The organism is Amycolatopsis roodepoortensis, from assembly GCF_014873915.1.
Taxonomy (GTDB): Bacteria; Actinomycetota; Actinomycetes; order Mycobacteriales; family Pseudonocardiaceae; genus Amycolatopsis; species Amycolatopsis roodepoortensis.
In genome coordinates this window covers 1,330,086-1,342,103 of sequence record NZ_JADBEJ010000005.1, presented here as the reverse complement: position 1 = coordinate 1,342,103, position 12,018 = coordinate 1,330,086, and the positions used below count along the sequence as shown (strand labels likewise).

Sequence of the window (12,018 nt, the reverse complement as noted above, 5' to 3'; positions counted from 1 at the left end):
CTGGTGTTGGTCATGCGTATATCCGGGAAAACTCTCGACTAATATCGAGGTTCTGGGGGCGAAGAGAGGGTTCTCATGGACAACACCTGGTCGCTGATGAACTCGGCGATGAAGTCGGCCGACGTTCCGAAGGGGCTGCACAAGGGCACGCTGCGCCGGGTCGCGCGGTTCGCCAGGCCACATTGGCGGAGGTTGCTGATATTCCTCGTGCTCACCGTCGTCTCAGCGGTGCTGGCGGTGAGCACGCCGGTGCTGGCCGGGAAGGTGGTCGACGCGATCGTCGGCGGGCACGACGTCTCGCTCGTGGTGTGGCTCGCCGTCGTGATCGCCGTGCTGGCGCTGATCGACGCCGGGCTCGGGCTGGCCGAACGGGCGCAGTCTTCGAGGATCGGCGAGGGGATCATCCTCGACCTGCGGCTCGCGGTGTACCGCCACGTGCAGCGGATGCCGGTCGCGTTCTTCACGCGCACCCGCACCGGCGCGCTGGTGAGCAGGCTCAACAACGACGTCATCGGCGCGCAGCGGACCTTCACCGCGACACTGTCCGGTTTGGTCACCAACGTGATCCAGCTCGTGCTGTCGCTCGTGGTCATGGTGACGCTGTCCTGGCAGGTCACCCTGCTGGCGCTGGTGCTGCTGCCGGTGTTCATCCTGCCGACGCGGCGGCTCGGGCGGCGGATGGCCGCGCTGCAGCGGGAGGCCGGTCAGCTCAACGCGTCGATGACCACGCAGATGACCGAACGGTTCTCCGCGCCGGGCGCGACGCTGGTGAAGCTGTTCGGCGACCCTGCTCGTGAAGCGGGCGAGTTCGGCGCGCGGGCCGGGCGCGTGCGCGACATCGGCGTGCGCACGGCGATGCTGACGCGCTGGTTCCTCACCAGCCTGACCACGGTTTCCGCGCTCGCGCAGGCACTGGTCTACGGTTTGGGCGGCTACCTCGCGCTGACCGGGGCGCTCGCGCCGGGCACCGTCGTGGCGCTCGCGTTGCTGCTGACGAGGCTGTACTCGCCGCTCACCGCGCTGGCGAACGTCCGGGTGGACGTGATGACCGCGCTGGTGTCGTTCGAGCGGGTCTTCGAGGTGCTCGACCTCAAGCCGATGATCGAGGAGAAGCCGGAGCCGCGCCGCGTTCCCGAAGGTCCGGTCTCGGTGGAGTTCTCCGATGTCCGGTTCGGCTACCCGGCGGCGGACCGGTACTCGCTGGCGTCGCTGGAGGATGTGTCCACTTTGGATCACCGGGGCGGCGAGGAGGTGCTGCACGGCATCAGCTTCCGCGCGGAACCCGGCCAGATGGTGGCGCTGGTCGGTTCGTCGGGCGCGGGCAAGTCGACGATCGCCTCACTGCTGCCCCGCCTCTACGACGTCGACGCCGGCTCGGTCAAACTGTCCGATGTGGACGTCCGCGACCTGGGTTTCGCCTCGCTGAGGGAAACCGTCGGCGTGGTGACCCAGGACGGGCACCTCTTCCACGACACGATCCGCGCGAACCTCGAATACGCGCGGCCCGGGGTCGCCGACGCCGAGATCTGGGCGGCGCTGGAGAAGGCACGGCTGGTTGAGCTGATCCGGGAGCTGCCGGACGGGCTGGAGACCGTGGTGGGGGAGCGGGGCTACCGGCTCTCCGGCGGGGAGCGGCAGCGGCTGACCATCGCCCGGCTGCTGCTGGCACAGCCGAGGGTCGTCGTCCTCGACGAGGCGACCGCGCATCTGGACTCGCAGTCCGAGGCGGCCGTGGGCGAGGCGCTGACCGACGCGCTCGACGGGCGGACCGCGCTGGTCATCGCGCACCGGTTGTCGACCGTCCGGGCGGCCGACCAGATCCTGGTGATCGAGCACGGGGAGATCGTCGAGCGGGGGACGCACGAAGAGCTTCTCGCCCGGGAAGGGCGCTACGCGGCGCTGTACCTGACGCAGTTCTCGGAGGAACCCGCGGCCGCGTGACCCTCAGGTGGCTCGTGAGTGGTTAGGACGGTTAGAACCGTCCTAACCACTCACGAGGGCGGGAGCGGCGAAGGTCGCGTTCACCAGCGCCATCTTCCGCGGATCGTCCCGCATCAGCGGCCCCATCCGGTTCATCGTGTAGCCGAAGGCGATCCCGCTTTCGGGATCCGCGCCGCCGGACGAGCCACCGAACCCGTCGTGCCCGAAGGCGCGCGGATTCGGTCCGAAACCACGTTCCTCGCTGCCGAGGTAGAACCCCAGCGCCCATTCGTTGCCCAGCCCGCCGACGAGGTCGGCCTCGCGGCCCTGTCCTTCGCGGGCGGTCGCGAGCGCTCCGGCCGAAAGCAGCCGACCCGAAGCCAGTGCTCCGTAGATGGTCGCGATGGCCCTGGCGGTGCCGTGCCCGTTCAGGGCGGGCAGGATCGCGCGCCGCCACTCGGGTTCGTTGGCGTCGAGGCCCTGCACGCGCGGGTTCGCCAGCGCCGCGAGGGCGACCGGTCCGGCGTTGGCGAACGCCTGCGTCAGCGCGGTCGTCATCTCTTCGCTGAGCACGGGTTCGACGAGGGTTGAGCAGCGCGCCAGATCGGCTTCGGAGTCCAGGCCGATCCGGAAATCCGCGTCCAAGGGGCCGGCGATGTGCCGGGCGAAGTACGCGCGGACGTCCTGCCCGCTCACCCGGCGGACCACCTCGCCGACGAGGAACCCGAACGACAGCGCGTGGTAGCCGCTGGCGGTGCCCGGTTCGAAGAGCGGCGCCTGCGCGGCGAGCAGTCCGGTGATGTGGTCCCAGTCGTACAGTTCATTCACCGCCACCGGCCGCTCGAGACCGATCCCGGTCACCCCCGAGCGGTGCGAGAGCAGCCAGCGCACCGGGATCTCCCGCTTGCCCGCCGCCGCGAATTCCAGCCAGTACTTCGCGACCGGCGCGTCGAGGTCGAGCAGCCCGGCGTCGGCGAGGTGGTGCGCGCAGAGCGCGGTCATGCCCTTGGTGGTCGACCAGACGTTGGTGAGCGTGTCCGCCCGCCACGGGGTCGTCCGGTCCGGATCGGCCCAGCCCGCCCAGAGATCGACCACGGTCTCGCCGTGCCGGGTCACCGAGAACGCGGCGCCGAGCTCACCGCGTTCGGCGAAGTTCTCCTCGAAGGCGGCGCGCACGGGTTCGAAGCCCGCCGCACACTCGCCGTGGATCTCGGTCATGGCACGGACCTCCTGCGGACACCGACCGGTCGGTATGTGACCGTAGAAGCCCCGCGCGGACGAGTCAAGGAACTCGTCCGCGCGGTGGAGGAGCTAGCGGAGAGCCGGAACCCGGGCGCCGTACTTGGCAAGCAGCGCGGCGTTGGCCTCGTCGCCACCGTCCACGTTGGAACTGCGCCACAACGGGATGTCGACGCCCTGCGCCGCACCGAGGTCGACGACCTCGGCGAGCACGAGGTTCCACAGGAACGCGTTGATCACCGTGGACAGCGGCGCGGTCCGCGGCGCGTCCGCCGGGTAGCTCGCGTCCCCGGGACGGACGTGGGAGTCGAGCACGATGCTCGCCTCTTCGATGAGCGTCGTGGCCGCGCGTTTGGGCGCCGCGGCCACCGACGCGGCCGAACTCACGGCGATGACCGACGCCCCGCGCTTGCGGGCGCCGGCGGCCAGTTCGACCGGATACGGGTTGACCCCCGACGTCGAGAACACCACGAGCAGGTCGTCCGGGCCCGGCGCGCGCTCGGCCAGCACCTCTTCGGCCAGCCCGGAGCGGCGTTCGGTCTTGGTGCTGTGCTGCGCGCCGTGCAGGGGCAGCAGTTCGGGGTGGTAGACCGGGTACACGCAGGCGAGCCCGCCCGCCCGGTAGAAGGTCTCGGCGACCGCGGCCAGTGAATGCCCGGCTCCGGCGGTGAACACCAGGGCGTCCGCCCGGATGACCCCCAGGATCAGCTCCGCCGACTCCCGGATCTGCTCCGCGTTACTCCGTTCGGCCTCCGCGAGCCGTTCGGCGACGCCTGCACAACGTTCGGTGGTGCTCACCACATCCGCCCTTCCGTCTGGAGATCAGCGACGAATGTATCGCGTGGACCAATGGCCGAAGTGGAATACATCGGGTCATGATCGAGGTTGACCCGATCACTGCGGCCGGGGTTTCGGAGACTGGAGGGTCCAGGGTGAGCGAGGCTGATCCCGCGGTGCGGACTTGGCGGGCACGCGGCCGGGTGAACGGCGTGGTGCTGGTCCTGCACGGCGGCGCGGAGCACAGTCATGCCCGCGTGGCGCCGTGGCGGCTGGCCTACCAGCGGATGGTGCCGCTGGCGAAGGACGTCCATCGGGCGGGCCGGGCGCACGGGGTCGAGGTGCGCCTCCTGCGCAACCGGATCTACGGCTGGAACGACCACGGCACCGACGCGCTCGCCGACGCGCGCTGGGCCTTGAAACAGATCCACGACGATCACCCCGGGGTCCCGGTGATCCTCGTCGGCCATTCGATGGGCGGACGGGTCGCGCTGCGCGTCGCCGACGATCCGGCCGTCATCGGCGTCTGCGCGCTGGCGCCGTGGACACCACCGGGTGAACCCATCGACGCCGTCGGCGGCCGCGCCGTCCTCATCGCGCACGGGACCAAGGACCGCATGACCGATCCCGTGGCGTCACACGCTTTCGCGGAACGCGCCGAAAAGGTGACATCGCGGTCGGCGCGATTTGAAATAGGCGGCGAGGGGCACGCGATGCTACGAAGGTCTCGCGTCTGGAACCGGCTCGTACGGGCGTTCACCCTGGAGCTGATCGAAGCCGGGGGAAGCGACGAGACGCTGAGCGGCGCCTGGGGGCGTCCGAGTTCGGAACGGCTGCGGATCCCGGTCTAGACCGGGCGGGAGGGAGTTCTCATGTCCACGTCGAGCGTCGATCGGACGGCCGGTTCGTCCGGCCCGCCCACCCCTGACGAAAACCGGTGGCCGGGGCTGGCCACCCCGCCGCATTCCCCTTTCCGGGCGCGGATCGCCGAGCAGTTGTTCCGGCACGCGGTGCGCCCGCTTAACGTCCGCGTGCGCATGCCCGACGGTTCGCAGCTCGGCGCGGGCGGGCCGGACGCGCCCGAGATGCGGCTCAACCGCCCCGCCGCCTTCTTCCACCGCCTCGGCGTGGACGCGAAGATCGGCTTCGGCGAGGCCTACATGGTCGGCGACTGGACGAGCGACGCGCTCGCCGAGGTGCTGACCCCGTTCGCGGAACGGATGGCGACGCTCATCCCGCCGCTGCTGCAACGGTTCCGCCGGTTCGTCGACCGCGGTCACCCCGCGGGCGAGGAGAACACCGTCGAGGGCGCGCGGTCGAACATCCATCGCCACTACGACCTGTCCAACGACCTGTTCGGCGCGTTCCTGGATCCGTCGATGATGTACTCGTCCGCGTTGTTCGGCCCGGACGACGACCTCACGGCCGCCCAGCACCGCAAGATCGACAGCGTCCTCGACTACGCCGGGGTGCGCGAAGGCAGCACCGTGCTCGAGATCGGCACCGGCTGGGGCGAACTTTCGATCCGGGCCGCCGCGCGGGGGGCCAGAGTGACGTCACTGACCATTTCCGAAGAGCAGGCGAAGCTGGCGACCGAGCGCATCGCGGCGGCGGGTTTCGCCGACCGGGTCGACGTCCGGCTGTGCGACTACCGCGACGCGGGCGGCGAGTACGACGCCGTGGTCAGTGTCGAGATGATCGAAGCGGTCGGGGAGGCGTACTGGCCGACGTTCTTCGAGACCGTCGGGAAGCGGCTGAAGCCGGGCGGCGGGTTCGGGCTCCAGGCCATCACCATGGACCACGAACGCATGCTCGCCGCGGCCCGGTCCTACACCTGGATGCACAAGTACATCTTCCCTGGCGGGCTCATCCCGTCGACCACTTCGATCGAACAGGGTGTGCTGGCACACACCCGGCTGAAACTGCAGGGCGTGCGCGAGTTCGGCCAGGACTACGCCCGGACGTTGCGGGGATGGCGGGAGAAGTTCACTCAGCGGTGGGACGAAATCACCGAACTGGGCTTCGACGACGTCTTCAAACGGATGTGGGAGTTCTATCTGGCGTACTCCGAAGCGGGGTTCCGCTCGGGGTACCTCAAGGTCCACCAGTTCGGATTCGCCGAAAACGGACGGTGAGGTCCACCCAACCGATGCGGGGTGCCGGACGTCCTTCACCTAGGGTCTGCGGTTGACTGGGCCCCACACGCGAGATCGGGACGGGTGATTCGGCATGACGTATGGAGGCGACGACCGAGGGCGACGGATGCCGCCGCCGCAGCGGCCGCCGTCCGGCCGCCCCCGGCGGCATCAGCCCGCGCAGATGATGCCGCTGCCGGGCCGGGGGAGCAGCCCGTACGACGAGCGGACCAGGCCCATGGGGCACGGCGGCCAGGAACGGCCCGCCGGCCCGCCCCCGCGCCGTCCAGGCCCGCCGCAGCCCCCTCCGGGGCGCCCGATGGACGACGCGCGCCCGCCGCGGCGGCGTAAGCGCTGGGGCTTCGGCAAGGTGCTGCTCACCCTGCTGACCGTGTTCGTGGTGTTCCTCGCCGGGGTGTGGGTGTACCTGGAGTTCTCCATCAACCGCGTCGACGCGCTGGCCGACTACTCCGGCCGCCCCGTCGCGGCCGAAGGCACCAACTGGCTGATCGTGGGCTCCGACAGCCGGGACGGGCTGACCCCCGAAGAGCAGGAGAAGCTCGTCACCGGGGACAGCAAGGCCGCCGGCGGCGGCAAGCGGACCGACACCATCATGATCGCGCACATCCCGTCCAACAGCGTCAAACCGACGTTGCTGAGCCTTCCGCGCGACTCGCAGGTGACCATTCCCGGGCACGGTAAGAACAAGATCAACTCGGCGTTCTCGATCGGCGGCCCGACGCTGCTCGCGCAGACTGTCGAAGGCGCCACCGGCCTGCGCATCGACCACTACGCCGAGATCGGCTTCGGTGGCTTCGCGAAGATCGTCGACGCGATCGGCGGGGTCCACATGTGCGTGGACAAGCCGATGGAGGACACCCTCACCAAGATCAAGATCCCCGCGGGCTGCCAGGACCTCCAGGGTCCGCAGGCGCTCGGGTTCGTCCGCATGCGGCACAGCGAGGCGACGCCGCGTTCGGACCTCGACCGTGTGGCCAACCAGCGGAAGTTCATCGGCGCGATGGTCAGCGAGATCGGCAGCCCCGGCACCCTGCTCAACCCGTTCTCGCTGTTCCCGCTGCTGTCGACGGCGCCGGACGCGCTGACGATGGATTCGGGCGACCACGTGCACAACCTGGTGGGGCTGGCGCTGGCGATGCGCGGGATCTCCTCCGGCGGCGTCGTCACCACGACGGTGCCGGTGACCAGTGGTTCGGCGGAGAACTGGGACAAGACGAAGTCGAAGCTGCTGTTCGACGCGTTGAAGAACGACACGGAGATCCCGGACAGCGCGATCCTCACCTGACCCTCGGCCTCGTGAGTGGTAAGGACGGTTAGAACCGTCCTTACCACTCACGAGGAGACTGATGGAAGCGCCCGCCGAGACCCTCGCCGACGAAGCCGTCACCCTGCGCCGCTGGCAGCCGGAGCAGCTCGAAACCCTCGCCGCCGTCGCGGGGGATTCGGCCGCGCACCTCGGCGCGTGGATGATCTGGGCCGCTTACGGGTACGGCCGTCGCGAAGCCGCCGACTTCCTGGAGAACACCGCGAAGAACTGGGCCGAGGGCAAGGCCTACGACTTCGCGATCCTCGCCGGGGAAGGCCTCGTCGGCGGCGCCGGCATGATCACGCATCCCGACCGGATCGAGATCGGCTACTGGCTCGGCAGGCACCACACCGGCCGCGGCTACGCGACCAGGGCCGCGCGGCTCCTGACTGCCGAGGCCTTCCGGCTCGGCGCGCCGGAGGTCGAGATCCGGCACGACGAGAAGAACCTCGCGAGCGGTGCCGTGCCCGCGCGGCTGGGGTTCACGATGATCGGCGACGAGGCCGCCGAACCACCGCTCGCTCCCGCCTGCGCGGGCGTCAACCGGATCTGGCGGCTCAAGCGCTCTTAGTCTTGCGCTCCCGCAGGGCGGCGAGGGCTTTGTCGGCGTGCACGGTGAACTTCAGCTCGCTCTTGATCACCTCGAGCACCTTGCGGTCGGTGTCGATGACGAAGGTGTGCCGTTTGGCGTGCAGCGGGCTGAACTTGCGCCAGACACCGAACTGTTTCGCCACCACACCGTCCACATCGGACAACAGGGGATAGTCGAAACCGTGTTTGGCCGAGAACTCCTGCTGTTTGGCGACGGCGTCCGGGCTGATGCCGACGCGGTGCGCGCCCACCTCGGCGAATTCCGCGGCCAGGTCGCGGAAGTGGCAGCTTTCCGCGGTGCAGCCGCTCGTCATCGCGGCGGGGTAGAAGAACAGCACGACCGGGCCGGACGAGAGGAAGTCCGACAGCGTGCGCTGCTCGCCCTTGTCGTCGGGCAGGGTGAAGTCCGGGGCGATGTCACCTTGGTCCATGGACCGATCCTGTCACGTCAGTGGGCGTGCCGTTCGATGAGCTCGTCGACCTCGTCCCCGGTCGCGGAATCCGCCACGAACGAACCACGCGCCGCGAGCACGCCGTACCGCCGCAGCCGTTCGGCCTGTTCATGGCTGAGGACGCCTTCCGCGCCGATACGCAGCTTCAGTTCCTTGGCCCTGGCGACCAGCTGGCACAAGTGGCGGACGTCGGCCTCGTCCTCGCCGTCGGCCAGCGCGTCGACGACCGCGCCGGACAGGATCACGTGGCGGACCGGCAGCCCGTGCCGCGGGATCAGCTCCAGATCGTCCGAACCGGAGATGGTCAGCACCAGCTGGGCGCCCAGATCGGCAAGTACGGCGAAGGAGTCGAGCACCTCGCCGCCTCCGTCGAGGATGGATTCGCGGTCCGTGCACAGCCGCAGCGCCTGGGCCGGCAGATTGTGCCGGTCGAGCTGTTCCTTGACCAGCAGCACCAGATCGGGCTCGATGGCCAGCCGGTTCGGCAGCCGCACGCAGACATCGGGTGCGGCTTCGCCGAACCTGTTCCGCCATCGCGCGGTGGCGGCGAGCGATTCGGCCAGCAGCCACCGGCCGAGCGGGATGGTCATCCCGGTGATCTGCGCGAGCGGATAGAACTCGTCCGAGTCCAGCTCGCCCTTCTCCGGGTGGCTCCAGCGCAATCCGGCGTTGACCGCGGCCAGCTGGTCGGGATTCGCGAGCTTCACCGTCGGCTGGTAGATCAGCGAGAACTCGCCGTTCTCCAGCGCGCCGGCGATGACCGCGCCGAGCTGGTAGCGGCTCCGGTCACGCGCGTCGAGTTCCGGATCGAACAGCATCCACTGCGCCTTGCCCGCCTCCTTGGCGCGGTGCAGGGCGATTTCCGCGGCGCGAAGCAGGTCTTCGGGCCCGCCTTCGGCGACCGGGCGGACGACGATGCCCGCGCTCGCGCTGACCCCGATCCCGTGCCCGCCGAGGTAGATCGGCTCGACCAGTTCGTCCAGGGCCTGCTCGACCAGCGCGATCACCTGGGGTGAGGTGAAGTCGCCGCGCAGGAGGACGGCGAACCCGTCGCCGGACAGCCGGGCGACCGAACTGTCGTACCGGCCGGAGAAGACCGACGTGAGCTTCTTCGCGACTCCGCGCAGCACCTGGTCGCCGACGCCGGCCCCGAGACCGTCGTTGATCACCTTGAAGCCGTCGACGTCGAGGTAGACGAGCGCGACCTGATCGCTGCCGGACCCGGCCAGCGCGGTTTCGAGGGCGTTGCCGAAGGCGGTGGCGTTGGGCAGGCCGGTCAGCGGGTCGTGCACGTTCTGGTGCAGCAACCGTTCCTGCAGCAGGTGGATCTCGTTGGCGTCGGCGACCATCAGCACCGGATAGGCCGAACCGGGCCGGTCACCCGGGAGGTCGGTCAGGGTCACGTCGACCCAGAGCGAGCCCTCCTCGCTGTGCTTCACCAGCAGGCGTTCCTGCTGCGTCGGCTGACCGTGCGTCATGAGCTGTGCGAGCGCGTTCCGCAGGCGGGCGACGTCGTGGTCGGCGGAGCCGAGATCGGGAATCTCCCGGCCGCGCAGCGCCGTGGGGCGGCAGCCGAGGAGACGGCCGAGCGCGGCGTTCGCCTCCACGATCACGCCGTTGGCGTCGGCGAGGGCGATCCCGATGGGAGAAGCGGAATAGAGCTTGGAGAAGCGCAGCACGGCAGGCTGATGGTCGGGCTCGGCCAAAACGGCGTCCTGGGCGACTCCGAGCAGCAGTTGTTCGAGTTGCTCCTTGGGAAGCGATACTCCTTTAGTGTCAGCGAGCGTCTCGGCCCATCTCCGAGCGACGTCCACCAACCCTGGCGCGGAACCAGGTTCGGGCACACTTCACCTCTTAATGCGCGGTCGATGGCCAGCTCAGACCGGGTGTCCGAGCCCATGGACCCACACTAGGTATGAGCCGGCCGGGTGTAGTGCCACGGCATCATGCGCGATCCGGGGTGTCTACCGGCTGAAAGGGTGATCGCTGCTACACGAGTGGTGACCGGAAGTTACCAAGAGTACTCGATCGTGGTGTGGCTTCATCGAGACCGCAAGCGGATCGGCAGGCCGTCCGCCGGAACCGGCAGGGACACGTAATCCCAGCGTGCGGTGTAGTCCTCCGGCACCGACCACCGATACGCCCGCAGCATCTCGTGCAGCAGTGCCTTCACCTCGAACGTCCCGAAATGCAGGCCGATGCACTTGTGCGCGCCGCCGCCGAACGGCATCCACGCGTAGCGGTGCGACTTGTCCTCGCGGCGTGCCTCGCCGAAGCGGTCCGGGTCGAAACGCATCGGGTCGGTCCAGTGCTCCGGCGAGAAATGGTTGACGGTGGGGGAAACCCCGACGAGTGTCCCTTCGGGAATGAAATGCCCGAGGACCTCGGTGTCCTTCACGGTTTTCCTGGTGAGGGAAGGAACCGGGGCCACGAGCCGCAGGGCTTCCTTGATCACCAGGTCAAGCGTCGTCAGGGTCTCCAGCGCCTCGATGTCCGGCACGTCGTCGCCGAGCGAGAGGGATTCCTGGCGCGCGCGTTCCTGCCACTCGGGGTTCTTGGCGAGGTGGTAGACGGCGGCGGCGCTGGTGATCGTCGACGTGTCGTGCGCGGCCATCATCAGGAAGATCATGTGGTTGACGACGTCGGCGTCGGTGAAGCGGTCACCGTCTTCGGTGGTGGCGTGGCACAACGCGGTGAAGAGGTCGTCGCCGTCGCCCGCCCGTTTCGCGGGCAGGTTCGCCGAGAAGTAGCGTTCGAGGACCTTGCGGCCGTGCAGGCCCGCCGCCCAGCGGCCGCCGGGAACGGGGAAGCGCACGATGGCCGTGCCGGCGCGCACGGAGTTCACGAACGCGCGGTTGATCGAGGCCGCGTCGTCGCCGGATCGCATGCCCATGAACACACGCGTCGCGACGTCGAGCGTGAGTTGCTTGAGGGACCAGTAGATCCGCGGGTTCGGCCGGTCCGCCCACGTGGCGACGCCCTCGCGCAGGGCCGGTCCCATCTGGTCGACGTAACCGGTGAGCCGCTGCCGGGTGAACGCCGCCTGCATGATCCGGCGGTGCAGATGGTGCTCGCCGAAGTCGAGCAGCATCAGGCCGCGGTCGAAGAACTGCTCGATGAAGAACTTCCAGCCCTCCTGGGAGAAGGCCTTGTCCTTGTTCACCAACGCGATCTGGGTGGCCTCCGGGCCGGTGAGCGCGACGATGCGGCGCCCGAACGCGCCCATCCACGACACCGGTCCGTAGGTCTCGTAGCGTTTCAGGCCGAACTCGATGCCGAAGCGCATGAAGTCCAGCGCGTGGCCGATGACCGGCGGGCCCTCGTCGCCGAGGACCGGTTTGAGGCCGGGAGGAGCGGGCGCGAGTTCGCGGACCGGCCACGTCGCGCCGAGCCAGCGCTGGTCGACCGAACGTGGCAGGGGGATCGAGGTGAGCGGCGGAACCCGCTCGCGCAGCGCCCCGGTGACCTTTTCGACGGCGTTCGCCATGGGTGACCATCTCCCCGCTGAGATCGGTTACCGCTCCACCATCGCACCCTTGTTGACGTCCTGACAATACCTCGATGGAAGTTCCGTGAA

At 69.2% G+C, this 12,018-nt stretch carries 10 protein-coding genes; 5 read left to right on the top strand and 5 right to left on the bottom strand.

The genetic code is table 11. From position 1 onward, the window contains the following. Positions 1–75: 75 nt before the first annotated feature. Entirely contained in the window at positions 76–1,941 is a 1,866-nt protein-coding gene (locus H4W30_RS25620; RefSeq protein ID WP_192745189.1) for an ABC transporter ATP-binding protein, read from the top strand. Between the two features lie 42 nt (positions 1,942–1,983). Here the strand turns inward: H4W30_RS25620 and H4W30_RS25615 are convergent, their stop codons facing one another. Both H4W30_RS25615 and H4W30_RS25610 read right to left on the bottom strand, forming a co-directional pair. Then, positions 1,984–3,138, bottom strand: coding sequence for a serine hydrolase domain-containing protein (locus H4W30_RS25615; RefSeq protein ID WP_192745188.1), 1,155 nt, complete (start codon positions 3,136–3,138; stop codon positions 1,984–1,986). Between the two features lie 93 nt (positions 3,139–3,231). Then, positions 3,232–3,960: a sugar isomerase domain-containing protein gene (locus H4W30_RS25610; protein ID WP_192745187.1), complete on the bottom strand. Its 729-nt coding sequence runs from the start codon at positions 3,958–3,960 to the stop codon at positions 3,232–3,234. A gap of 131 nt (positions 3,961–4,091) precedes the next feature. Between H4W30_RS25610 and H4W30_RS25605 the strand changes: the two genes are divergently transcribed. From H4W30_RS25605 to H4W30_RS25590, 4 genes are all read left to right on the top strand, one after another. Further along, positions 4,092–4,787, top strand: a complete 696-nt coding sequence (locus H4W30_RS25605) for an alpha/beta hydrolase (RefSeq protein WP_192745186.1) — start codon at positions 4,092–4,094, stop codon at positions 4,785–4,787. A gap of 21 nt (positions 4,788–4,808) precedes the next feature. Further along, the gene (locus H4W30_RS25600) at positions 4,809–6,071 is read left to right on the top strand and encodes an SAM-dependent methyltransferase (RefSeq protein ID WP_192745185.1); all 1,263 of its coding nucleotides are present in this window, start codon (positions 4,809–4,811) and stop codon (positions 6,069–6,071) included. Positions 6,072–6,165: 94 nt separating this feature from the next. Continuing rightward, positions 6,166–7,377 (top strand): LCP family protein, encoded by a 1,212-nt coding sequence (locus H4W30_RS25595; protein WP_192745184.1) that lies wholly within the window; start codon positions 6,166–6,168, stop codon positions 7,375–7,377. A gap of 61 nt (positions 7,378–7,438) precedes the next feature. Then, the gene (locus H4W30_RS25590) at positions 7,439–7,969 is read left to right on the top strand and encodes a GNAT family N-acetyltransferase (protein WP_192745183.1); all 531 of its coding nucleotides are present in this window, start codon (positions 7,439–7,441) and stop codon (positions 7,967–7,969) included. Here H4W30_RS25590 and H4W30_RS25585 read toward each other — a convergent pair. The 3 genes from H4W30_RS25585 to H4W30_RS25575 form a co-directional block, all read right to left on the bottom strand. After that, positions 7,956–8,420 carry a peroxiredoxin gene (locus tag H4W30_RS25585; RefSeq protein ID WP_192745182.1) on the bottom strand — a complete coding sequence of 155 codons (465 nt, stop codon included), beginning with the start codon at positions 8,418–8,420 and terminating at the stop codon, positions 7,956–7,958. The two genes, H4W30_RS25590 and H4W30_RS25585, sit on opposite strands and share 14 nt — an antisense overlap. A 17-nt stretch (positions 8,421–8,437) precedes the next feature. Then, on the bottom strand, positions 8,438–10,255 hold the full coding sequence (locus H4W30_RS25580) for a diguanylate cyclase domain-containing protein (protein ID WP_378234190.1): 1,818 nt from the start codon (positions 10,253–10,255) through the stop codon (positions 8,438–8,440). A gap of 227 nt (positions 10,256–10,482) precedes the next feature. Continuing rightward, positions 10,483–11,928 carry a cytochrome P450 gene (locus H4W30_RS25575; protein WP_192745181.1) on the bottom strand — a complete coding sequence of 482 codons (1,446 nt, stop codon included), beginning with the start codon at positions 11,926–11,928 and terminating at the stop codon, positions 10,483–10,485. Between the last annotated feature and the right edge of the window lie 90 nt (positions 11,929–12,018).

What these genes read in the sequence shown, in the direction of transcription:
- H4W30_RS25585 (WP_192745182.1), bottom strand. Translation starts at nt 8,420, where the DNA reads ATGGACCAAGGTGACATCGCCCCGGACTTCACCCTGCCCGACGACAAG.
- H4W30_RS25595 (WP_192745184.1), top strand. Translation starts at nt 6,166, where the DNA reads ATGACGTATGGAGGCGACGACCGAGGGCGACGGATGCCGCCGCCGCAG.
- H4W30_RS25620 (WP_192745189.1), top strand. Translation starts at nt 76, where the DNA reads ATGGACAACACCTGGTCGCTGATGAACTCGGCGATGAAGTCGGCCGAC.
- H4W30_RS25615 (WP_192745188.1), bottom strand. Translation starts at nt 3,138, where the DNA reads ATGACCGAGATCCACGGCGAGTGTGCGGCGGGCTTCGAACCCGTGCGC.
- H4W30_RS25600 (WP_192745185.1), top strand. Translation starts at nt 4,809, where the DNA reads ATGTCCACGTCGAGCGTCGATCGGACGGCCGGTTCGTCCGGCCCGCCC.
- H4W30_RS25590 (WP_192745183.1), top strand. Translation starts at nt 7,439, where the DNA reads ATGGAAGCGCCCGCCGAGACCCTCGCCGACGAAGCCGTCACCCTGCGC.
- H4W30_RS25575 (WP_192745181.1), bottom strand. Translation starts at nt 11,928, where the DNA reads ATGGCGAACGCCGTCGAAAAGGTCACCGGGGCGCTGCGCGAGCGGGTT.